At 48.9% G+C, this 24,034-nt stretch carries 19 protein-coding genes; 14 read left to right on the top strand and 5 right to left on the bottom strand.

Annotated features, from left to right (window positions below):
- Positions 1-14 precede the first annotated feature (14 nt).
- The 7 genes from MKZ12_RS28930 (at position 15) to MKZ12_RS28900 (ending at position 9,857) form a co-directional block, all read left to right on the top strand.
- Positions 15-896: a carbohydrate ABC transporter permease gene (locus MKZ12_RS28930; protein ID WP_124116782.1), complete on the top strand. Its 882-nt coding sequence runs from the start codon at positions 15-17 to the stop codon at positions 894-896.
- A 68-nt stretch (positions 897-964) separates the two neighbouring features.
- Positions 965-2,560: an extracellular solute-binding protein gene (locus MKZ12_RS28925; protein WP_339257921.1), complete on the top strand. Its 1,596-nt coding sequence runs from the start codon at positions 965-967 to the stop codon at positions 2,558-2,560.
- Between the two features lie 39 nt (positions 2,561-2,599).
- A complete protein-coding gene (locus MKZ12_RS28920; RefSeq protein WP_339257920.1) occupies positions 2,600-3,568 on the top strand; it encodes a LacI family DNA-binding transcriptional regulator in 969 nt (322 codons plus the stop codon).
- A 71-nt stretch (positions 3,569-3,639) separates the two neighbouring features.
- Positions 3,640-4,752: a glycoside hydrolase family 88 protein gene (locus MKZ12_RS28915; RefSeq protein ID WP_339257919.1), complete on the top strand. Its 1,113-nt coding sequence runs from the start codon at positions 3,640-3,642 to the stop codon at positions 4,750-4,752.
- The gene (locus MKZ12_RS28910) at positions 4,749-5,810 is read left to right on the top strand and encodes a pectinesterase family protein (protein ID WP_339257918.1); all 1,062 of its coding nucleotides are present in this window, start codon (positions 4,749-4,751) and stop codon (positions 5,808-5,810) included. The genes MKZ12_RS28915 and MKZ12_RS28910 overlap by 4 nt, the downstream gene beginning before the upstream one ends.
- A 375-nt stretch (positions 5,811-6,185) precedes the next feature.
- Complete coding sequence (locus MKZ12_RS28905) at positions 6,186-7,757, top strand: glycosyl hydrolase family 18 protein (protein WP_339257917.1); 1,572 nt, start codon at positions 6,186-6,188, stop codon at positions 7,755-7,757.
- On the top strand, positions 7,758-9,857 hold the full coding sequence (locus MKZ12_RS28900; RefSeq protein ID WP_339257916.1) for a glycosyl hydrolase family 18 protein: 2,100 nt from the start codon (positions 7,758-7,760) through the stop codon (positions 9,855-9,857). It abuts the gene before it with no gap.
- Between the two features lie 154 nt (positions 9,858-10,011).
- Here the strand turns inward: MKZ12_RS28900 and MKZ12_RS28895 are convergent, their stop codons facing one another.
- Together MKZ12_RS28895 and MKZ12_RS28890 are read right to left on the bottom strand one after the other, a co-directional pair.
- Positions 10,012-10,869 carry an aldo/keto reductase gene (locus tag MKZ12_RS28895; RefSeq protein ID WP_339257915.1) on the bottom strand — a complete coding sequence of 286 codons (858 nt, stop codon included), beginning with the start codon at positions 10,867-10,869 and terminating at the stop codon, positions 10,012-10,014.
- Between the two features lie 194 nt (positions 10,870-11,063).
- The gene (locus tag MKZ12_RS28890; RefSeq protein WP_339257914.1) at positions 11,064-12,278 is read right to left on the bottom strand and encodes an MFS transporter; all 1,215 of its coding nucleotides are present in this window, start codon (positions 12,276-12,278) and stop codon (positions 11,064-11,066) included.
- 164 nt (positions 12,279-12,442) lie between these two features.
- On the opposite strand from MKZ12_RS28890, the gene MKZ12_RS28885 reads away from it, so the two are divergent.
- From MKZ12_RS28885 to MKZ12_RS28875, 3 genes are all read left to right on the top strand, one after another.
- Positions 12,443-12,838 (top strand): winged helix-turn-helix transcriptional regulator, encoded by a 396-nt coding sequence (locus tag MKZ12_RS28885; protein WP_017691613.1) that lies wholly within the window; start codon positions 12,443-12,445, stop codon positions 12,836-12,838.
- The gene (locus MKZ12_RS28880) at positions 12,835-13,512 is read left to right on the top strand and encodes a TIGR00266 family protein (RefSeq protein ID WP_339238682.1); all 678 of its coding nucleotides are present in this window, start codon (positions 12,835-12,837) and stop codon (positions 13,510-13,512) included. The genes MKZ12_RS28885 and MKZ12_RS28880 overlap by 4 nt, the downstream gene beginning before the upstream one ends.
- Before the next feature lie 130 nt (positions 13,513-13,642).
- Positions 13,643-14,104 (top strand): MarR family transcriptional regulator, encoded by a 462-nt coding sequence (locus MKZ12_RS28875; RefSeq protein ID WP_339238681.1) that lies wholly within the window; start codon positions 13,643-13,645, stop codon positions 14,102-14,104.
- A 144-nt stretch (positions 14,105-14,248) separates the two neighbouring features.
- Here the strand turns inward: MKZ12_RS28875 and MKZ12_RS28870 are convergent, their stop codons facing one another.
- The gene (locus tag MKZ12_RS28870; protein WP_339261557.1) at positions 14,249-15,223 is read right to left on the bottom strand and encodes an aldo/keto reductase; all 975 of its coding nucleotides are present in this window, start codon (positions 15,221-15,223) and stop codon (positions 14,249-14,251) included.
- 333 nt (positions 15,224-15,556) lie between these two features.
- Between MKZ12_RS28870 and MKZ12_RS28865 the strand changes: the two genes are divergently transcribed.
- Positions 15,557-16,600, top strand: coding sequence for an LCP family protein (locus MKZ12_RS28865; RefSeq protein WP_339257913.1), 1,044 nt, complete (start codon positions 15,557-15,559; stop codon positions 16,598-16,600).
- 192 nt (positions 16,601-16,792) lie between these two features.
- Positions 16,793-19,381, top strand: coding sequence for a DUF2339 domain-containing protein (locus MKZ12_RS28860; RefSeq protein WP_339257912.1), 2,589 nt, complete (start codon positions 16,793-16,795; stop codon positions 19,379-19,381).
- 328 nt (positions 19,382-19,709) lie between these two features.
- Here the strand turns inward: MKZ12_RS28860 and MKZ12_RS28855 are convergent, their stop codons facing one another.
- On the bottom strand, positions 19,710-19,865 hold the full coding sequence (locus MKZ12_RS28855; protein WP_192135259.1) for a hypothetical protein: 156 nt from the start codon (positions 19,863-19,865) through the stop codon (positions 19,710-19,712).
- 414 nt (positions 19,866-20,279) lie between these two features.
- Between MKZ12_RS28855 and MKZ12_RS28850 the strand changes: the two genes are divergently transcribed.
- Together MKZ12_RS28850 and MKZ12_RS28845 are read left to right on the top strand one after the other, a co-directional pair.
- On the top strand, positions 20,280-20,951 hold the full coding sequence (locus tag MKZ12_RS28850; protein ID WP_339238674.1) for an FHA domain-containing protein: 672 nt from the start codon (positions 20,280-20,282) through the stop codon (positions 20,949-20,951).
- Between the two features lie 26 nt (positions 20,952-20,977).
- Positions 20,978-21,556, top strand: a complete 579-nt coding sequence (locus MKZ12_RS28845; protein ID WP_339257911.1) for a class I SAM-dependent methyltransferase — start codon at positions 20,978-20,980, stop codon at positions 21,554-21,556.
- 163 nt (positions 21,557-21,719) lie between these two features.
- Here MKZ12_RS28845 and MKZ12_RS28840 read toward each other — a convergent pair whose 3' ends face one another.
- Positions 21,720-24,023, bottom strand: a complete 2,304-nt coding sequence (locus tag MKZ12_RS28840; protein WP_339257910.1) for a carbohydrate-binding domain-containing protein — start codon at positions 24,021-24,023, stop codon at positions 21,720-21,722.
- Positions 24,024-24,034 lie beyond the last annotated feature (11 nt).

Raw genomic sequence — 24,034 nt, 5'->3', positions numbered from 1 at the left:
CAAAGGAGACCTGTATGCAAAAATCAAGAAGTGACCGTTTGTTCTACGGATGTGTCTACCTGCTGACCATACTGGCGGTTGTCGTCACATTGTATCCCTTTCTGTACGTCATCAGCATTTCATTCAGCTCGGTGGATGCCATCGACAAACAAAAAGTCGTATTGTGGCCCGTTGGGTTTACCCTGTCAGGTTACCAAATGGTACTACAATACAAGGAGTTATGGGTGTCGTTCTACAACACCCTCTGGTACACCGTGGTAGGCACACTGTTGAATATTGTGGCAACATGTCTTGCCGCTTTTCCGTTATCCAGACAGCAGTTTTTCTTGCGTCGCAAGCTGAACTTTTTCATCGCTTTCACCATGTATTTCTCGGGTGGACTCATTCCGGTCTACATGCTGATTACCTCGCTTGGGCTGTACAATACCCGCTGGGTCATGGTGCTGCCTGTGCTGGTGATTACGTTTAACGTCATGATCTGCCGTTCGGCCTTTGAAGGCATTCCGAATGAGATTTTTGAAAGTGCCAGTATAGACGGGGCCAATGAGATGACAATGCTGTATCGTCTGGCGGTTCCCATCATCAAGCCGACATTGGCTGTGCTCACGCTGTACTATGCTGTATTCCATTGGAACAACTTTTTCTCGGCCCTATTATATCTGGGCAAACAGGATATGCAGCCCTTACAGATGTTCCTGCGAAGGGTGCTGATCATGGCATCGCCGGAAGTGATGCAGAAGATGGGCGGCACGATGACATCTGGGGCGCTGGCGGTATCGACCCTGCAAGTCCGTTATGTATCCATTGTAGTTAGCATTCTACCTATTGTTACGATCTACCCGTTTATCCAACGGTACTTCGTTAAGGGCATCACCCTCGGAGCCGTGAAAGGATAGCTTTTATTATTAAGTGTCATGTCATTCAAGGGAGTTCAAAATGGTTCATACCTAAGGAGGAATGATGGATGAGATTTAAAGGGGCAGGAAGAAAAAGTGTAATGGCAGCGATACTGGCAATCAGCCTGGCGGGATGTAGTGGTGGAACAGGGGCAGGAACCGATGCGGGGAGCACTCCGTCCAGTTCGGAGCCGGCCTTCAATTATACCGGGGCAGGGCCGGTAACGGATCAACCGGATGCCAAGCTGTCTATTCTCGGCACTAACGCCTGGACGACCAACGTGGATCTCTCCACCGCAGCTATCGTTAAGAAAATTGAGAGCAACGCCGGCGTTACGGTGGATTGGGATCTCATACCGCCGCAGAACTATGCGGATGCCGTAAATCCGAGGCTGGCTGCCGGTACCGGCTTGCCCGATATCGTGTACCTGCCGGATCAGGATCAACTGATGAAGTACATTAACAGCGGTCTATTCATTCCGATTAATGATCTGGTGGAGAAATACGGCGTGAATCTCAAAAAAATATATGAAAAGTCGCCTTCGGTCAAAGCCAGTTTAACGACGCCAGATGGTAAAATGTATTATGTCCCGCAGCAGACGCTAACCCGTAACTACATGCCGGTATTTATGGTCAATGTTCGCTGGCTTGATAAGCTTGGATTAAGCGAGCCGACCACGTTGGATGAGTTTACGGCGATGCTGCGCAAGTTCAAGACAGACGACCCGAACGGCAACGGAAAAGCCGATGAGATTCCGCTGTCCATGGAAGCGAAATTTGTGTCCATGGCCTTTGGCCCTGCATTTGGACTTGATCTGTCCAATCAGTTTTATGCAGACGATCAGGGCAAGGTGCATTTCAGCTATTATGAGCCGACATACAAGGAGTACCTGACCTATCTGAATGGACTGTACAAGGAAGGTCTGCTTGGGGTAGATTATGCGAGTACCACGAGTGATCAGGTCACATCGCGGATCTCTCAGGATGTGACCGGCGCAACGTTTAATTTCAGCTGGTACATGTCGATGGTCTACAGCCCGCTGTTCAAGGATTACAATCCGGAAGAGCCAATCATCAAAGGCATTCTGCCACTGAAAGGACCGCATGGCGATCAGTTTTACGTAGGACGTACCCCGGTTAGCGGCATCTTCGGTATCACGCGGGATAGCAAAAATCCGGAGCTGGCTTTCCGCTTCCTGGATTATGCGGTAAGTGAAGAGGCACAGACATATTATACGTGGGGCATCAAGGATGACACGTATACGGAAGAGAATGGCGTGAAGACATTTACGGACAAAGGCAAGGACAATGAATACATTCAGAAGCTCGGCATCGGACCGGTGAATCTGCCGAACATTCAATCGACCGATTCTGCCGATTCCGTTGTGGCCCCTTGGCATGCGAAGATGGATAAGGAACTGGAGCCGTATGTCCGTGAACCGTTCCCGTTTGTCTATGCCCTGCCAGATGAAGCGAGCGTGGAGAGCATGGCGATGCCTGACATTACCACATATGTGGAAGAGATGAACTTCAAGTTTATTAGCGGTGATGCCAGTCTGGATCAGTTTGACAGTTATATTGAGACGTTGAAGAAGATGAATATAGAGCAGGTTATTGCGGGCAGACAGGCACAATATGATCGTTATAAGGCTGCACAGAAATAGGAAATAGGGTTTCAGGCGTATGAGAGGTGTTGATTGATTTTGATAACCATTAAAGACATTGCCAAACTGGCGGGGGTGAGCTATAGCACAGTATCCAAGGCGCTGAATGATGATCCCCGAATCAAACCGGCTACGAAGCAGAAGGTGCTTGCGGTCGCGGAGAAACATCAATATCGGAAAAATATGCTGGCCCGGCAACTTTCCACCGGCAGAAGCAATATCATCGGCTTTGTGCTGGATGAACTGAGCAATCCGTTATTCTCGAACATCTCCGGCCGTCTGCACACCGAGCTGAAGAAGCGGGGGTATCAGATGATCCTGGTTGTAGCGGATGATGGTGTGGATGTCTTCAGCCAGCTGCGTGTGGACGGATGTATTCTGTGGGACTATGCACTGGACAATCGGGAGATGTTCTGGAAAAAGTTCGCGACACTCAACATGCCATGTTTTGTGCTGGGTACAGATGAAGCGCCGAACTCTCCTTACATTAAGATTGATCGCAAAGAAGGACTGTTCAAAGCAGTGGAGCATCTGAAATCGCTGGGGCACAGCCGAATCGGGTTCATCGGCAACTCACAGAATATTAAACTGGAGGGATACCGGGAAGCGTTGCAGCGTACGGGTCTGGCTTTTAATGAAGACCATGTGCTGCCAGCGTATTCCTCCTGGGAAGACGGGTATTTTGCCATACGTAATCATGCGTTTGGGCCGGAGTCGCCGACAGCTTTTATTGGGCTGAACAACCTGGTCACCCGAGGTGCACTTCGGGCTTTGCTTGAGGCAGGTTACAGCGTTCCGCGCGATATCTCGTTAATCGGGTATGATGATCTGCCGGATATGCAGTATGCCGAAGTGGCCTTGACGACAATTGGCCCGTCTCTGGATGAACTGGCCGTGCAGGCAGCGGAGCTGATTGTATCGTTGATTCGTGATGAACAGGTCGATGTTCCGGTAGTCGTTCAGCCCAAGCTGAACCTTCGCAATTCAACGGCAATGTGCCGACAATAAGCAAGAGTGAAGCGGTTATCCGTTAGTCATACATGTATTAGGTAAGTACAACATTCAAGGAGGAATTGCTTATGCAGGTACAGACGCAGTTATCCTGGTCTGAGCGAATTGCAGCAACGATCATCCAGCAATGTGACGGGGACGGTTATCATGCGTTCCATTCGGGACGATGGGCATACGTGGAAGGCATGACATTGATGGCGATGGCTCGAACTGGGCGATATTATGGCAAGCAAGAGTATGTTGATTTTATGAAAAAACATATGGACTTGTATATCCAGCCAGATGGTTCTATTGGCACGTATACTTTGGAAGAATATAATCTGGATCAGATTAATCAGGGGAAAAACCTGTTTGCATTACTGGAGGGTGCTGAAGATCAGCGTTACGCAGAAGCGGCACATCTCTTGGCCGCACAGCTCGCAGGGCAACCTCGAACGTCGGAGGGCGGCTTCTGGCACAAAAAAATCTATCCATTCCAGATGTGGCTGGACGGCCTGTATATGTCCTCTCCCTTTCTATCCGAGTATGCGAAGACATTTGATCACCCCGAGTTATGGGATGAAGTAGCGCACCAGATTCTGCTGATCGAACGCCAGACCCGTGATCCCCGGACCGGACTGCTCTATCATGGCTGGGATGAATCGAAGGAACAGGTCTGGGCCGATTCATCGACAGGGTGCTCGCCACACTTCTGGAGCCGGGCGATGGGCTGGTATGCTATGGCGATTGTGGACAGCGTGGAGCATTTCCCCGTGAATCATGCAAAACGCGGCACCATCATCGGTATCTTCGAACGGATGTGCCATGCTTTGGTGCGCGTGCAGGAGCAGGAGAGCGGGTTATGGTTTCAGGTGCTGGATCAGGGCTTCCGCAAAGGCAACTATCTGGAAGCATCCGGGTCAAGCATGTTTGTATATGCACTTGCCAAGGGTGTGCGGCTGAAGTATCTGGAGCCGCATTTCAGAGCTGCGGCGGAGAAAGGATGGCAGGGGCTTTACTCCAGATTGGTGGAGGAGACGGCTGATGGCGTTCGGTTAAACGGGATCTGTCATGGCGCAGGACTAAGTCTGGACCGGGATGGCTCGTACAGCTACTATGTGAGCGAAGCGGTTGTAAGCGATTCCTTTATGGGGGTGGCTCCGCTCCTGCTGGCAGCGCTGGAAATGGAGCGATTGCCATGACACAGCAGAAATTGCCGAATACAGCATTGGAACCATCGACTCCCTGTCTGACTGTTGCTTCAGATGGGACGGGGGATTATGTGACGATTCAGGCGGCAGTTGATGCGCTGCCGGAGAATGGCATCGGAAACGTTCCGATTCGAGTAAAAGCTGGCGTCTATTATGAGAAGCTGCATATGGAGAAGCCGGGCATCCATCTGATTGGTGACGGGGCGGAGCAGACGATCATTACGTATGATGATTATGCACTTAAGAAGTTCCCGGACGGGTCGCCATATCATACGTTTCATTCCTATACCGCTTTCATCGGTGCCGATGATTTTACGGCAGAGGGCATTTCCTTCGTAAATGCTGCCGGGCCGGGCAAGGAGGTTGGTCAGGCGCTGGCCGTTTACGTAGATGGAGACCGGGCGGTCTTTCGCCGCTGTCGTCTGATCGGCCACCAGGATACGATCTTCACCGGCCCATTGCCGGAGCAACCCATGGATCGAAGTTACTTTGGCGGGCCACGTGATGGTGCCGAGCGGCGCAAACTGCGGCAGTATTTCGAAGACTGTTACATTGAAGGCGATATCGATTTTATTTTTGGCTCGGCTACGGTGGTATTTAAGGGCTGCGAGATTTTTACGAAGAATCGCCTGACCGAAGCGGAGGCTGCGGATGGACAAGTGAACGGCTGGATTACCGCAGCGTCTACTCCGGAGGATGTACGATACGGCTATGTGTTTCTGGACTGTGATCTGACCAGCAATGCTCCGCCGCAGTCGGTGTATCTGGGCAGGCCGTGGCGTCATCATGCCAAAGTCTGTTTTCTGAACTGCTGGATCGGCGCTCATGTGAAGCGGGAGGGATGGCATAACTGGAACAAGACAGATGCGGAGCAGACCGTTCAGTATGCGGAATATAACAGTGCCGGGCCTGGTGCCGGACGTGCTGCTGATCGTGTGGCCTGGGCCAAAATGCTGACCGAACAGGAAGCGGCGGAGTACGCTATACCTCTGATTCTATCCGGCATGGATGGTTGGCAGCCTTTTGAAGGGGAAGGGGAGCAGCGGTAAGATTCGCCCTATTCTCTACACAATATATAACACAGGCTTTCTTTCAAGTCTCCTGAGGACTTGGCGGAAAGCCTTTTCGGCGTGCCATATTACATTTTTCGCCCCCAATAGAACTATTTTATCCCTTATCTCCCAGGCATTTTACTGATTAAATACAGGGTGAGGATCTGTAAATTCCCTGTAAAATTTGGTGATGTCTGCTGAAAGAGAAAACGAGAGGGAAGGTCCATTTTGATAAGGGAAGGGAGTGAAGCGACACGCAACATCAGATGGCTGAATGAGGCTGGCTCTAATCGATCACAGATCAGATGCAGGTGGACGATGGATATCTTTGTTTGCAAGGTGAACGTATCCTTAGTACAGGAGGGATTTTGCTTGAATCAAGCTGTTCGATTCCGCCCGGTTATTACATTTGCTTTGGCATTTCTTCTACTTCTTTTGTGGTTTGCACCGAGAGCCGATGCCGCCGCCCAGTGGCAGGCAGGCATCGCATACAAGAAAGGAGACCTCGTCACTTATCAAAATAAAGATTATGAGTGTATTCAGGCCCACACGGCATTGACCGGATGGGAGCCCTCTGTTGTACCCGCGTTGTGGAAATACGTCGGGGAAGGTTCGGGAGGGGAAACGCCAACGCCAGATACGGCACCGCCTTCTGTTCCTGCGGGTCTGACTTCATCCGCCATAACGAACACCTCCGTTAGCCTTGCCTGGAATGCATCCACGGATAATGTGGGTGTAGTGGCATATGAGGTGTACCGGAACGGCGTTCTTGTGACAAGTACTTCAACTACAACAGCTGTAGTCACGGGACTGACAGCTAGCACGACCTATGCTTTTACGGTAAAAGCCAAAGATGCCGCAGGCAATATATCCGCTGCGAGCACCTCCCTCAGTGTAACGACTTCCAACGGGTCTTCCAATCCTGGGCCAACCGGCAGCAAATGGCTGATCGGCTACTGGCACAACTTCGATAATGGTTCAACGAATATCAGACTTCGTAACGTATCAACAGCATATGACGTCATTAATGTCTCCTTTGCCGAACCGATTTCACATGGCAGCGGAACGCTTGCTTTTACTCCATACAATGCAACGGTAGCCGAATTCAAATCTGATATTGCCTACCTGCAAAGCCAGGGGAAAAAAGTACTGCTTTCCATGGGGGGAGCCAACGGTACCATTGAGCTTACCGACGCGACCAAGAGACAGCAATTCGAAGATTCGTTAAAATCAATCATTTCCACGTATGGTTTCAATGGTCTTGATATCGATCTGGAAGGAAGTTCCCTCTCTCTGAATGCAGGGGATACCGATTTCCGTAGTCCAACTACACCGAAAATTATTAACCTCATCCAAGGCGTGAAAGCGGTTAAGTCACACTTCGGCGCCAATTTCATCCTGACGGCTGCGCCGGAGACGGCCTATGTACAGGGTGGATATCTGAGCTACGGCGGCCCTTGGGGAGCTTACTTGCCAGTCATCCATGCCTTGCGTAATGACCTGACCCTGCTTCATGTGCAGCACTATAACACGGGCTCCATGGTGGGGTTGGATGGACGCTCTTACGCGCAAGGAACAGCTGATTTCCATGTGGCCATGGCGGAGATGCTGCTTCAAGGCTTCCATGTAGGCGGCAGTTCAGGCCCGTTCTTTAGTGCCCTGCGACCGGACCAGATTGCGATCGGCGTACCAGCCTCCCAACAGGCTGCCGGGGGCGGGTATACCACGCCAGCCGAACTGCAGAAGGCGCTGAATTACCTAATCAAAGGTGTGTCGTACGGCGGTTCCTATACTTTGCGCCAGCCTGCGGGTTATGCGGGGATAAAAGGGATTATGACCTGGTCAATCAATTGGGACGCATATACGAATAACCAGTTTTCGAGCGCACATCGTCCGTTCCTGAATGGACTGAGTACGCAAACGACAAAGGAGGTTGTGTATTAGATGATACCTTTCAATAAACACACTGCTTTCAAGAAGACTGCAACGTTTTTACTGGGTCTATCCCTGCTCTTATCCATCATTGTTCCTTCTTTTGTGCTCCAACCCGCTACGGCGTCAGCAGCCGATGCTTATAAAATTGTCGGTTACTACCCGTCTTGGGCTGCGTACGGGAGAAACTATAACGTAACGGATATCGACCCAACCAAGGTTACGCATATCAACTATGCTTTTGCCGATATCTGCTGGAACGGTGTTCATGGGAATCCGGACCCTTCGGGCCCTAATCCGGTGACCTGGACATGCCAGAATGAAAAGAGCCAGACAATCAATGTACCGAATGGAACAATCGTACTTGGCGATCCATGGATTGATACCGGCAAGACATTTGCAGGGGATACGTGGGATCAGCCCATTGCAGGCAATATCAATCAGCTGAACAAGCTGAAACAGATCAATCCTAATCTGAAGACGATCATCTCTGTCGGAGGATGGACATGGTCCAACCGCTTCTCTGATGTGGCTGCGACTGCTGCAACACGGGAGGTATTTGCGAACTCTGCCGTCGACTTCCTGCGCAAATACAATTTTGACGGGATAGATTTGGACTGGGAGTACCCGGTATCAGGCGGGCTGGATGGTAACAGCAAACGTCCGGAGGATAAGCAAAATTACACGCTGCTTCTGAGCAAAATCCGTGAGAAGCTGGATGCCGCTGGAGCTGTGGACGGCAAGAAGTATCTGCTTACGATTGCAAGCGGAGCGTCGACGACCTATGCTGCAAATACTGAGCTTGCCAACATAGCTTCCATCGTCGATTGGATTAACATTATGACATACGATTTTAACGGGGCCTGGCAAAAAGTCAGCGCGCATAACGCGCCGTTGAACTATGACTCTGCGGCTTCGGCTGCCGGGGTGCCGGATGCCAATACATTTAATGTGGCTGCCGGAGCACAAGGGCATCTGAATGCCGGAGTACCAGCCGCCAAACTTGTGCTTGGTGTTCCATTCTATGGCCGCGGCTGGGATGGATGCGCACAGGAGGGCAATGGCCAGTATCAGACCTGCACGGGAGGTTCATCCGTTGGAACATGGGAAGCAGGTTCCTTTGACTTCTATGATCTGGAGACCAACTACATTAACAAAAACGGGTACACGCGTTACTGGAATGATACGGCCAAAGTGCCATATCTCTATAATGCATCCAACAAGCGTTTTATTAGCTATGATGATGCGGAGTCGATTGGATATAAAACCGCTTATATCAAGAGCAAGGGGCTCGGCGGTGCGATGTTCTGGGAGCTTAGCGGTGACCGTAACAAAACACTCCAAAATAAACTGAAAGCTGATCTGCCTACCGGAGGTACAGTACCTCCAGCAGATACGACGGCGCCAAGCGTACCGGGAAATGCCCGCTCGACAGGTGTGACGGTCAACTCGGTGACGCTCGCTTGGAATGCTTCAACGGATAATGTCGGGGTTACCGGGTATAACGTCTACAATGGTGCCAATCTTGCTGCCTCCGTCAACGGAACGACCGCAACAATCAGCGGTCTGTCCGCGGGTACTTCCTATACCTTTACGATCAAAGCAAAAGATGCGGCAGGTAATCTGTCTGCAGCCAGTAATGCTGTAACTGTAAGCACCACGACTCAGCCTGGAGGTGATACGCAAGCGCCAACTGCACCGATGAACCTGGCATCGACAGCGCAAACGGCATCCAGCATAACGCTGAGCTGGGCGGCATCTACGGATAACGTGGGTGTAACGGGTTATGATGTGTACAATGGAACGGCTTTGGCGACATCTGTCACCGGAACGACAGCAACGATCAGTGGGCTCGCTGCGGATACCTCGTATACATTTACGGTAAAAGCAAAGGATGCGGCGGGGAATAGTTCTGTTGCGAGCAATGCGTTGACTGTGAAAACGGCAGCAGGGACGACGAACCCGGGCGTTTCCGCCTGGCAGGCGAATACAGCCTATACTGTAGGACAACTGGTCACGTATAGCGGCAAGACGTATAAATGTTTGCAGTCCCACACTTCCTTGCCTGGGTGGGAACCTTCCAATGTCCCTGCATTGTGGCAGGTTCAATAGTTAAAATATGCAATACCTCATTTTGAATTGAATTATGCAGTGTTAGCGAGGTTTGGCTATAGGGAAGAGAGTATAACGAAAAACCACCGGCTCCTGGTCCGGTGGTTTTTCGTTATGTTATATCAAACAACGCAGGCTCGCAAAAGGTTATTCATTAAAAATCGAAGTTGTCCGGATCAGGTCCAACGCGTACATCTTCGTTCAGAGCACTGATCTGATCCATCTCTTCATTGGAAAGTTCAAAGTCGAAGATGGAGGAATTCTCAATAATCCGGTGTTCCTTGGTGGACTTCGGAATGGTAATGACTCCATTTTGCAGATCCCAACGCAGGATGACTTGTGCAACGGATTTGCCTTTGGCTGAAGCAATAGCCGTGAGTACTGGATTGTCCAACAGCTGACCTTGCATCAGAGGTGACCATGCTTCGAGCTGGATACCATGCTTTTCGCAGAAAGCCTTGAGTTCTACCTGAGTCAGGCGAGGGTGGTATTCCACCTGATTGATCATCGGTTTCACTTTGGCATCCTGCATCAGGTCTTCGAGGTGATGAATCTGGAAGTTACTCACACCGATGGCCTTAATGCGGCCGGCTGCGTACAGCTCCTCCATGGCTTTCCAGGCTGCTTTGTATTTGCCTGCTTTAGGCCAATGAATCAGATACAGATCCAGGTATTCCAATCCTAGTTTGTTCAATGTGGTATCAAAAGCAGCAAGTGTCTCTTCATATCCGAGGTCTGCATTCCATACTTTAGATGTAACAAACAGTTCTTCGCGCTTCAAATTGTTTTCTTGCAAAGCTTCTGCAATCGCTTGTCCAACACCGGATTCATTACCGTATATTGCAGCAGTATCGATACTGCGGTAGCCATGTTTAATTGCATTTTTCACAGCATCAACCAATTCAGTTCCTTCTTCTACCTTAAATACACCTAATCCGAACCAAGGCATAGAAACACCGTTATGCAGACTTACTGTGGATTGTAAATGTTGTGCGGTTTGAGCTGTTGTCATGAGATTTCCTCCTTAAAGTGTGTAAAAATCAGTGATTTCAAGCTGAATTATCATTTTTTATCATACAAAATTAAATCATAGTAGATCAAATTGGGTTCAACGTATATAGTATAATAAAATACGATATGAAACCGGTTCCCCTTGAAGACTGACATGGAAATATATCAGAGTGAGACCCAAAATCAGAATGGAAATTAGAATGAAGCTTTCTCCGTGTTGACGGACCCATGTTGATCCTTGCTTTCCAGCATTTTAGCCCATGCGGTCAGGATCACAGCTACGAGAACCATCAAGGCTCCGACCCATGTCGTGTGAATCAAACCAATGGAGTCATTGATTACTCCGCCCAAATAGGCACCTATGGCGATGCCTGCATTAAATGCGGCGATGTTAAAGGCAGAGGCTACATCCTTGGCCTGTGGTGCATATCGTTCAGCCAAAGTTACAACGTACATCTGAAGACCAGGCACATTCATGAAGGCAAGTAGCCCCATCCCCATAATGGTGAGCAGTGCTGCCAGCTTAAACGGAACGGTGAAGTACATCACACCTAGAATGATGGTCTGAATGATGAACATGTAGAAGAGCGCCTTGAGCGGGTTACGATTGGCTGCTCTGCCACCGATGATGTTGCCGACAGCAATGGCAATTCCGTACAACAACAGAATGAACGCGACTGTTTTCTCGGAATATCCACTGATATCATGCAACAATGGGGACAGATACGTGAAGACAACAAATGTTCCTCCGTACCCGACAGCAGTAATGGCAAAAGCAAGCAGCAAGCGCCCACCTGTAACTAGCTTCAGCTGATCCCGAAATGCCGTTCGTGTTCCTCGCTTCAACGTGGATGGCACGAGTATGAGGTTTCCAATCATCGCAATGATGCCAACCCCAACAATCAGGATAAATGCTGCGCGCCATCCCATATGTTGACCGATAAGTGTACCGAGAGGTACACCGGTTACTGTGGCAATGGTTAGACCGGAGAACATGATGGCAATGGCACTCGCCCTACGGTTGGCAGGTACCAGATCCGCTGCGATGGTGGAGCCGATGGACATGAATACGCCATGTGCCAGCGCGGATATCACTCGTGCTATGAGTAACATGGTAATGCCTGTCGATAGCGCAGCCATCGTGTTACCTGCGATGAATACAATCATGATGGCAAGCAGTAGCGTTTTGCGTGATACGGTAGACGTCAGTGAGGTCAGAACAGGAGCCCCAAAGGTAACGCCCAATGCATATAAAGTAACGGTCAGTCCCGCTGTAGTTACGGAAATGCCCAGGTCATCTGCAATGAGGGGCAGGAGCCCAACGCTGATAAATTCTGTGGTACCGATGGCGAACGCACTAATGGCCAGTGCCAGCAGCGCCCATGTGCTGCGTTTTGAATCTTGTAACATTTCTTGCTCAACTCCCCCGAATGTAGATTTACGTACCGGCAAATGCTATTATGAGTTATTCAGTATAGATTGAATAGTACGTACTTTTTAGTACCCTACGTACTTTTTGGTGCCTATACAGCATGCGACGGATGTAATCCAATTCATCAGGGAGGTAACAAGTTATGGTCAGAAAGAAATATAACATCTCGGTTGAAGCTACTCTGGAGGTGATCGGTGGCAAATGGAAATGCGTCATTCTCTGTCATCTGACACATGGGAAAAGACGAACCAGTGATCTCAAGCGTATTATGCCCGCAATTACACAGAAAATGTTAACACAACAACTGAGAGAGCTTGAAAACGACGGGATCGTTAACCGAATCGTATACAATCAGGTCCCTCCCAAAGTAGAATACGAATTAAGTGATTACGGGCGGAGTCTTGAACCGATTCTCAATGCGCTCTGTAATTGGGGAGATCAACATATTGTGAAGGAATACGGAGACAAATCAGCAGTTCTGGAAGACAATGGGCTCAATGATTTTAACTCTGACAATAGGGAGCTGGTGCAGCCGTGAACTATGAGATTCTATATGATGGTGCTTTTGCGATGCTTAAGGTACATTTGCAGCGGGGAGAGCGTTTCAAGGCCGAAAGCGGTGCGATGGTATCCATGACGCCAACGGTTGAACTGAAGGGTTCAGCAGAAGGTGGAATGTTTGCCGGGTTCGGTCGAATGCTGAGCGGAGAGAAGTTCTTCTTTCAGGAACTAACGGCTGCGGGCGGGCCGGCAGAGATTCTGCTCTCACCTTCAAGCATGGGCGATGTAGAAGCTGTCGAATTGGACGGTTCCTATTCACTCTATGTGCAGAAAGACGGATTTCTAGCGGGGACCGAGGGCATACAGGTGAATACCAAAATGCAAAACCTGAAGAAAGGTCTCTTTTCGGGAGAAGGTTTCTTCATTATTGAGATCAGTGGACGTGGAACTGTATTTTTGTCTTCCTACGGAGCAATCCATGCGATAAATCTGGCAGCAGGTGAAGAAATGATCGTGGATAACGCTCATCTGGTGGCATGGCCTCATTATGTAGATTACCGTATAGAGAAGGCTTCACAGGGCTGGTTATCCAGTGTTACAAGTGGAGAAGGATTGGTATGCCGGTTCCGTGGAGAAGGGACCATTCTTATACAGAGCCGTAATCCGCAAGGATTCGGACAATGGGTGAAGCAGTTCATCCCAACGCGCTAATTTTATTCAAAAGAACACACAGGGTTGCAACGGATGTATCTCCATCATCGTTATATGAATAATGGATTTACTTCATTGACTGGTGGGTACATAATCTGTTGCATAAGGTCGCACATCATGGAGGTATGAGATGAAAAGCTCACGGTATAAAAACGCACAAGAAAGCCCGGGATATCTGTTATGGCAGGTTACAGCGATGTGGCAAAAGGAAGTACGCAGGGTGCTGGAGCCACTCGAACTGACACAGCCCCAATTTGTATTGTTGCATGCCTGTCTGTGGCTCAATGAACGTGATGAGGAAGGCAAGGGAGTCACTCAGGTTCAGATTGCACAATTTGCCAAAGTAGATGTTAATGTGACTTCTCAGGTTCTGCGTGCTCTTGAAAAGAGAGGCTTGATTACGCGTGCTCGTCATCAGACGGATACACGTGCCAATATAATTACCACAACGGAAGAAGGGACCCGATTGGCCATTGAAGGAATCCACTTGGTTGAGGAGTCGGACAAGGCTTTTTTCGAAACTTTGGATGACCGTAAGGAAGAGTATATGCAGATCATGCAGGAGTTTCTTCGCCAAAAAACAGAGGGCTAATCCATAATAAGATTTTTTTTAATTTATTAAACTACATATTGTAGTGGAATTGGGAATTTTCTGAATACTTATGATTATAATGTCTATACAAAAATCAAAATGAACCTCCTGACTTTATCCGTCGGGAGGTTCATTTCATTTACTTTAATCGATTCGGTAGGACGCAAATGGCTCGCGGCGACGGAAAGAGTCACTGATCTGATCCAGATCGGTCAACAGCTCATCGGGCAGTGACATATCCAGACTAGCCAGATTATGCTCCAGCTGTTCGGTGCCTGTAGCACCAACAATGACTGTGGATACAGCTGGACGTGTCAGTAGCCATGCGAGAGACAGCACACTTGGGGAACACCCGTATGAAGCAGCTTTGGCACTCACTTGTTCACTCAGTTGAAGATTATGCTCCAGCAGAAAACGATTGAAGGTCGGGTCGGTGTCGGCTCTGGAGCCGGAAGGTATGCTGGCCTGTCCGTTATATTTACCCGTCAGAATACCGCCTGCGAGCGGGAAATACGGGATAATGCCTACACCCTGATCCAGACACATCGGTACCAATTCCAGTTCAGGCGTACGGTCTGCCAGGGAGTAGCTGGTTTGGGTAGAGATGTAGCGCACATAACCTTTCTGTTCACTGATCCCGAGAGCTTTCATCAGCTCCCAGGCTGCGTAATTGGAGGCGCCGATGTACCGAACTTTGCCGGAAGTGACCATATCGTCCAGCGTGCGGAGTGTCTCATCCAGCGGTGTATGCGGATCAAAGGTGTGGATCTGATACAGATCCACATAATCGGTTTGCAGACGCTGCAGGCTATGTTCCAGCTCTTGTTGCAGATGGTAGCGGGATGAACCGCGCCCATGGGGACCGTCATGCCGGGGAAGTCCGGCTTTGGTCGCAAGCACCGCGTTTTCCCGACGACCTGTGAGGGCCTGTCCAATGATGCGTTCTGATTCCGTACCTGCGTAGATATTGGCGGTATCGATAAAGTTGATGCCCTGATCCATCGCTGCATGAATAATGCGGGTAGAAGCTGCTTCATCCGCGCGTTTGCCAAATGCATTGGTGCCGAGCCCCAGTGCCGATACCCGTAAACCACTATTGCCCAAACGTCGATATTCCATCATTCATCGCTCCCTTTATGTACATTTATGTAGAGGTAGTTCAAAAAGTCCACTTTTGATTACGAATGATGCCTGGCGGCATCATCAGCATCGAATATGAAATTCAGCCGAATAAGCATATGCTTACGAAGTATGTTTCCTTCGGAAACATTTTAGTTGCTCACGTAGTTTTCCCTACGCTCCGCTACTCCATTTCTAGCTTCATTCCATCTTCTTGGTACTGAAAACCAAACTTTTTGAACACGTATTTGTATAGCAGATTATAACGTAATCTATTGTCAACGTGTTATTAATATAGTTAAATGATTCTAAGAACCCGTTATTAAAGGAGATATGATGGAAAACAGTGCTGCACATTTAACAAGACGGAAGCCGAAGAAACCGAAGAAGAAATGGAAGAAGCCATTAATCATCACCCTAAGTGTGCTGCTTGTGCTCGGAGGGCTCGGATTTATTTATCAAAAGCAACTCGTCGTGTTTGCCTTTAATATGTTCGCCTCCGGTACGGTGAAGGAAGCCTTGGATGACTCCTTTAAACCAGCTGGCGATAAGGATGCCCCTGTCGTGGAACATACGGACCCATTCTCGCTGTTGTTGCTCGGTATTGATCAACGCGATAACGAACCAAGCCGTTCGGATACGATAATCTATTCCGTCGTGCGTCCAGAAGACAATAAAGTGCTGCTGCTGTCCATTCCACGTGATTCCTATACCGAGATTGTTGGGCGGGATGTGAAGTCGAAGATTAACTCAGCGTACGCCCACGGTGAAGCCAAGATGGCGATGGATACGGTGGAGAATTTGCTCGGGAACAAAGTGGATTTCTATGCCGCGATTAATTTTAATGGGCTCAAGGATATTGTTGATGCGGTGGGTGGTGTTGAACTGCCGATCAAGAAAAACATCGAGAACAAATCAAAAGCGCATGAGAAACTGTTCGTTGAAGCCAACAAACCGATCTATAGCGGCGAAGAAGCGCTTGGTTATGTGCGTTACCGGGAAGATTCCGATTTCAATCGGACGATGCGTCACCGGATTTTCCTAAGTGCCTTCATGAATCGTGCGCTGGAGGTCAAAAATCTGACCAAGATCCCGGACGTCATCCAGATTGCCGGATCGAATTTTACAACCAACATGACTTCGGACTTCATCGTGAAGTTTGCCGAAGCTCTATATATGAAAGACAGCACACCAACAATCAGCAACTATATGCTGAAGGGTGATGGCGCCATGCGCAGTGGTACATGGTACTATGACCTGTCAGAGGACGATCTGCAATATGTGCGTGGCATGATCGCCAGTTGGCTGGACCCGGATGCGACCGAGATTATTGAACCGGAAACAGCGGATCAGACAGATACACCGGATGCAGCCTAAGCATCCATTCTTGTACAAAATGCTCATATGAATAAAAAGTCGGGAGAAGCGTTTGCTTCCCGGCTTTTTTTGCGTTTGAGATCCCACTGATGAAACGTTGTACGGATATATCTAATGTTTAAAGCTCTTTTTATGGCATACATATAGTAAAATACAGGGAAAAGATTAAACATCAACCAATGGAGGAAGTACATGAAGGAGTTTAAGGATCGACTTGAACAGGTTCAGGAGCAGCAGAAACAGCTGGCGAAGGAGTATCACGCCTTGCTCCAGGAATACCAGTCCGATGACCTGATCGTTAAGAATGAACAGTTACAAGAACAGTATGAAGCCCAGAAGCTCAAGCTGCACCAGCTTGAACTTCGCTCGCGCAAGATGGAAGAAGAGAATGCACGTCTTCGCATCGCGTTATCTGAACAGATGTTGGATGAGAAGCTTAATCTGATCCGGGTATCGCGGGAGAAGATGGAAACGTATTTTCAAGGAAAAACGGCGGTACATAATGATCGAGTTGCCTTCCATGAACATCGAACCAAGTCCAACCTGAACGCGCTGTACAACCAGGCAGCACAGGAGTTACAAGAGGATTCCCAACAAATGAAGGAGAGGATTGCTTACCTGGCGGCAGAGGTGAAGGAGCGCATTGAATCACACAAGCGAGCCGTATGGGAACGAGAAGAGGCTCTACGTGGGCATATGGAACATGGATATGAGCAGATGGCGGAGGAGGGATTGAGCGAAGAGACCATTCAGCGCCGGATCAAGCAGAATCGCATGGAGATGAAGATTGGACTTAGCTGGATCAACAAAGTAGCCATCCTGCTCCTCATTCTGGGGGTTGGAGCAGCGTTCCAATACTCGTACTCGACCTGGTTTAATGACGAGATGAAGAGCGGAGCCTTTTTCCTGCTGGGTGCTCTAATGCTCGCTGGAGGAGAGTGGCTGTTCCGCCGCAAAAAGCAGACGTTTGCAATGGGGCTGCTAGGGGGCGGGATCTCCGTGTTATTCGGGTCCATCTTCTATAGCTACTTTTTACTGCATATTATCGGGTTATATACGGGACTTGCCCTGTCTGTATTGGTATCGGCAATCTCCGTATTGTTGTCCCTAAGGTATCAGTCGAAGACCATCTGTTCACTCGGTCTGGTGGGCGGATATCTCCCGCTATTCTCCTATATGTTCTCGTTCGGGCTTGAGGGTACTGCTGTCTATGTAGCCATGATCTATCTGCTGCTCTTAAACGGCATTATTGTGTTCATATCATTCGGCAAACGATGGCCGGTAGTGCACTATATCAGTTTCCTGTTCAACACACCATCCATGCTTATCCTCTTGTGGCTGTCGCCAAGTGAGAAGATTGGCATGTTGTATTCCATTGTGACGTTTGCATTATATCTGGGCATTACACTGGCATATCCGTTCAAACATCGGATGAAGTTAACCTGGTGGGATTTCGCTCTGCTTGCTATGAATACGACCATTAGTTGCCTGATGTTATACGTGTTATTTGATGTGGCAGATTGGAATGATGCTCAGGGCTTGTTGGCATTAATCTTCTGCGTGGTATATCTGGGTCTCGCACGATTCGTTCAGCGCAATATGGCTCAGGAGAAACAGACCATTCTGCTCTTCTATATCACTTCCCTGACCTTTGCCATTCTGATTATTCCGTTCCAGTTCGGGGCCAAGTGGTTATCGATGGGCTGGTTAATTGAAGGGGTTCTGCTGGTTACGCTTGGACATCTGAAACGGTTCAAGTCGGTGGAGCGAGCCGGATGGGGTATTGTGCTGCTATGTCTAATCACTTTCGTGTACTATGACCTGCTCACGCTGTTCTTTATCGGGGAACGTTCTTACTTCATGTTAAAATACTCCAGCATCACGCTGGGAACCCTGCTGATTACACTGTATTATGCCTGGGCAGTTCACAGCAGCTCATCTGCCAGGGAGAGATTCAACTACAGCCCGCTGGAGCTGGGCTTCCTGAACGGATTCAAGTATGTGACACTCGCCAATCTGTGGTTATACGTGCTGTATGAATCGAATGAATTGTATACCAGAGCTGTGGATGGGACGTTCCTGTTATACATGTTCTACAAGCTGCTCATGTTTGCAGCGCTGACCATTGCATTGGCCTATGGATTGAGCAAAGTGAAGTTGTTGCGTGATCCATACGTACAGATGTATACGACTTTCCTGCATGCCATTGGTTGCTGTATTGCACTGGCTGTCACCTTAACCATGCCAGCGCTTCAGCCGGAAGTTCAGCAGCATACAGCGGCAGAGATTGTGGGTTTGCTGGTGCTAATCATCTTTAACGTAGGGGTGTTCTTTGCAGGAAGGGATCTGCTGATTGCAGGCATCCGCAGGCAGTTCAAGAGCATTGAATGGTACCCGGTTATCGCAGGGGTATATCTGCTAGGGGTCATCACCGTATTCCTGACGATCCAGTTCCAGTGGGGTGATGTGGGGCTGATGTTCAGCCTGATCTATCTGCTGCTCGCGATTCTCTATATTGCCTATGGATTCCGTAGAAAATATGTCATGATTCGGCGTCTGGGTCTTGGCCTAACGTTGTTCGCCACCGGTAAAATGGTGTTCTACGATGTGGGTATGCTTACCTCGGGCAGCAAAATCTTTGCCTATTTCAGCTTCGGTGTGCTGCTGCTTGGCATCTCTTACCTGTATCAGAAGGTGTCGAGTCGGATGGAGGAAATTCAGTCCAGAGAGACAGCGAAGCCTGACGACGAACCCACTATGCCGGAGGATGAACAAGATTGATTTGATTTTGAACGACCGAAGTCGCATTTGCGATCATATGGGGAGGGAATACGGCGCAAGAAAGAAGCGACTTTGACGTGAGTGTTGGTGGGATAGTGGGAATCTGCTGTCCACCTCACTTCGCTATGGGAAATAACTCGTTACCTCTGTTGTTCAACGGATAGACGATCTTGCGTGTAATATAGATTTTTATATTAAAATGAGGCTCCGGGCTGCTGTGACCAGCAATCTGGGGCCTTTGATCTGTTTTAATATGGATTCGATGCAATAGCCTAATATGACATTCGTGAAACGTTTTGCGCGGAGATCACGTTATAATAAAGTAGACTCAGGGCTGGATCTTCATTTGTAACCATGAGGTTTCGGCAGCAGAGGTGCCTTTCAGTGGTTCTCCGCCATCATCATTCATACGGGAGAGCACGGTTAATGTCATGGACAAGGCGAAGGCGAGCAATACGTATATGAAAATGTTTTTTTTATTCATAGGAAGGTACCTCTCTTGTTGAATGAGCTATAGTAGATATCCGGCCGTCATGAGAAAAAAAGCACAACGTCTGGTATAGTAGAGTGAGCAGAACCAAATATAAATCGTTCCTGTATACCACTATATTGATGTATGGCGGTACAAACAATGGAACAAATCTGATGAATTTATCATTATTGCTTCAAGATATGTTTATAGTACGTGTTCAAAAAGACAGGTTTTCAGTACCGAGAAGATGGGATGAAGCTAGAAATGGAGTAGCGGAGCGTAGGCAAACCTACGTGAGCAACGGACATTTCGGCTGAATTCCATATTCGATGTTGATGATGCCGTTAGGCATCCGTTGTAATCAAAAGCGGTTTTTTGAACAACCTCTTATAGAGATCGAGTGATCGTTGAAGGTGGGAGAATAATATGCGGGAGACGGCAAAAATCGTCATTCGTACGCCAGGGCAGGAAAGTGACGGCTCGTTCGCTTATGTAAGCCAGGGTCGCTCCATTACGGTGGGACGTTATACAGGCGGTAGTGAATTGGACTTGTCTGTTTATAATCAGATGATATCGAAGCGGCATTGCCGCATTCATTATGATGTACAGCAACAGTTATGGATTGAGGATCTGGATAGCAAAAATGGAACCGAACTGAATGGGCAGCGTCTCGTTCCCTATGAGAAATATCCATTTGGCGAAGGAGACAGCCTGACGCTCGTCAACGGTTTGATCCAGCTTCGCGCTGAAGGGGATCTTGGAGAGACAAGGGAATATCGGGTGTCGGATCTGTTGGGTGAGGGTGTACGCTTGCAGGATCACCTGCAAACGGTGCAGATTGGAGAGGTGGAAATTCCATTATCCAAGAAGGAATATCAGCTGTTCAAGCTGTTGTACAGCGAACTTGACCACTTTGTGACAAGGGAACAGATTGTGGCTCAGGTGTGGCCGGAGCGGAGCATGCTGGAGAGTGAAGCGGTAGGGATTGACGAGATTAACTCGCTCATCTATCGGACGAATCGCAAGCTGGGTGTACACTTTACCATCAAGTCTGTTTATAAAAAGGGTGTATATATGAAGTCTCATGTGCCGGATTGAATGAGTCATAACAAAGGGATGAGTTCATGTTCATCATTTACCTGATTCCATGGCTGATTGCTGTGGTGACATTGATCGGTGTCATATCCATCGTACTTATTAGTTGGAAAAACGGGATTTCCCCGATGCCCACATCCGGCCGCGTCAGGCAGGTGGTCATTCAAGAGGTGAACCGTATACCCGGGTACGGTGACGTGCTTGAAGCAGGTTCCGGATGGGGCACACTGGGACTGGATGTTGTAAGGCATTGTCCTGGTAAGAGGCTGACTGGAATCGAGAATTCAGTCATTCCCTTATGGTCATCCCAAATAATTGCCTATCTCAGTGTTCGCTTACGTCGAGCGAAGGGGGAAAAGCACTCTCTCAAGGGCAGGCTGCGCTTCATGCGCGGGGATATCTACACCAGTTCCTATGAACATGCGGATTGTGTGATCTGTTATCTGTTTCCGGGAGCAATGGCCCGACTTCTGGACAAATTCAGTCGGGAGCTTCCGCCGGGCGCCAAGGTGATTAGTGTCTGTTTTGCGCTCCCGGGTAAGGAACCACTACGTACGATTACATGCCGTGATGCCTTGCGTACCAAGGTGTATGTATATAGCTTTTGAGGAAAAGGAGTACTTGGACTTCCCCTTGAGCAGAATGCTGTAATTCTGGTTCCAGAAGAATAACGAAAGAAAGCTCCGAACTCACATAACGTGAATTCGGAGCCTTTTTTGTTTCGCCTGCGCCTGAGAAGCGAGTTATGCGCTATGTCTCAGGACATGATGATTATTTTGCAGAATCGGTAGTGCCTGTGCTGTCGGATGTTGTACTGGATTGTGATCTGTTTCTGCCGCCTCCGAAGCCGCCTTGACCACGACCTCCTCCTGGACCACCCATACCTGTATTGGCTGTGGTCACACCAGATTCATTCACCCAAGTCACATTACTGGTCGATTGGAATGCAACTACTTGTGTTCCGCCACTGTAAGTACCGTCTGTGTAGAGCCCATCCACCGCTTTACCTGTAGACGTACCACCGGAGTAAATCACGTATGAACCATCTTTTGCAAGATCCGGTGAGCTGACAACCACAGTTTGATAATCTTTTGCCGGAGCAAAGGTCAGGATGTTATTGCCTTCGCTATCTTGTACATGTACAAGTGTTCCAGCTTTTTGCGTTGCAGGGAACGTCATTACAATGGTATTTTGCGTGGACGCATCGGATGTTCCTTGTGCCATACCAGAGCTTCCGGCAGCTACGAGATATCCACCGCTGATTACAAATGTACCGTCATAATCCAATGCTCCGTTACCGTTATCCGTTGGTCCGTTCACAATAACCGTACCACCAGTCATATTAATGGAACCATTGGAATCCAGTCCGTCACCACCTGCGTTCACGGTAAGTGTACCGCCGTTAATGTGGAACTCGTTATTACTCGCTGCTCCCATTCCGCCCGGTCCACGTCCTTGCTGAGTAGCAGCTGTACCTTGGGATGCCTGATCGGTAGTCGATGTTGTACCCGTCGTCTCGGTTACAGAGATGTTGGATGTCGTAGCAGCATCGGTTGCTGTAGTAGCGCTATCTGTACTTGCCGCTGTATTTGCCGCTGTTTCCGTCTCGCCACCTGCAGCATTGACGCCATCATCGGATGCCGTTACATCCACATCCCCATCGTTCAGGGTGATGATTGCTCCTTCAAGTCCTTCATAGCTCTTCGCAATGGTGATGGTGCCACCGTTAATCGTCAGTTCCTGATCGGCATGAATGCCATCATCACCGGATTCAATGTTGAATGTTCCGTCGTTGACTGTCACGTTATTGTTGCTGTGCAGGGAATCATCCATGGAATCAATGGTATACGTACCGCCATTCACCGTAAGGTCTGTACCTGCTTTCAGTGCTTTGGCACTTGTGGACTCGGTTGCTGTTGCAGCAGTGTCCGCATCGGCATTGGTTTCGGTATCGGTTGTTGCTGCTGTGTTGGCAGAGCTGGACGCTGCTGCGCTGTTTGTATTAGTACCTGCATTGCCGCTGTTATTAGGCATCTCCGGCATATCTGCAGGAGGTTCGCCATCCGGTGGTGTGCCCATATCGGTTGGAGGTGTTCCGCCACCCCATCCGCCGCCACCGCCACCAAATGGACCTTCTTCGACTTTGGCTGGAGCATTGGCGCTACTGCCAGCAGTCACAATGTTGTATGTGCCGCCATCCGTAACAAGTGCGGTTTCGGCTTGAATACCGTCGTTACCACTTTGAATATCGAAGGTACCTCCTGCGATGGCAACGAAACCTTTGGTGGTATCCGTGTCATTGGTGGATTTAATACCGTCGCCTTCGGCTTCAATGGTAATCGTACCCGCTTGAATGGCGACCATGTCTTTACCTTTGATGCCGTCATCGGCTGCTTTGACGCTGATGTTACCGCTAATGATCTTCAGATCATCCTTGCTCGTAATCCCTTCATTATAGTTACCTGTGACGGTCAATTGACCTGCACCGTTGAACGTAAGATCCGCTTTGCTGAAGATTGCAGCATCCGGCTCGTCTGTTGTAGCGTCAGCGTACACATACGTTTTACCATCCGATACAATATTTTTGGTTCCTTTTTCGAGTGTAATCACCGCTTTACCGGCCTTCTGAATATAGATCGCTGCACTGTCATTATCATGGATCGTAGCTCCGTTTAATACGAGATGTACGGTACCCTTATCGGCAACGTTGACCACGATCTGACCGTCGGTTAGCTCACCGCTAAGTACATAAGTACCTGCTTCCGTAATTGTTACTGAGCCATTGGCTGCTTTGGCGCCCGAACCGGTTACCGTTGCCGTTGTGCCGTTCAATTTAATCGCTGTGGAATCTGCCTCGCTCCAGCTAATGTTGGTATCGTCAGCATCCAGAGAGACCAGATCTGCATATTTCACAGAGGTTTGCTCGCTGACCGATACCGTTTTGGTTGTTCCTGTCGTTGACGTTGCGGCATTGGCGGTTGTGCTTGTGGTTGCTGGTGAACTGCATGCGGCGAGTAGGCTGGTAATCATGGCGATAGACCAAAGTTTGCTGCCTGTTATAACGTTTTTCTTCATATAGATCGTTC

The sequence above is a fragment of the Paenibacillus sp. FSL R5-0713 genome (genome assembly GCF_037973325.1).
GTDB lineage: Bacteria > Bacillota > Bacilli > Paenibacillales > Paenibacillaceae > Paenibacillus.
The sequence above is the reverse complement of the archived record's forward strand: the minus strand, read 5'-3'. Positions and strand labels throughout refer to the sequence as shown.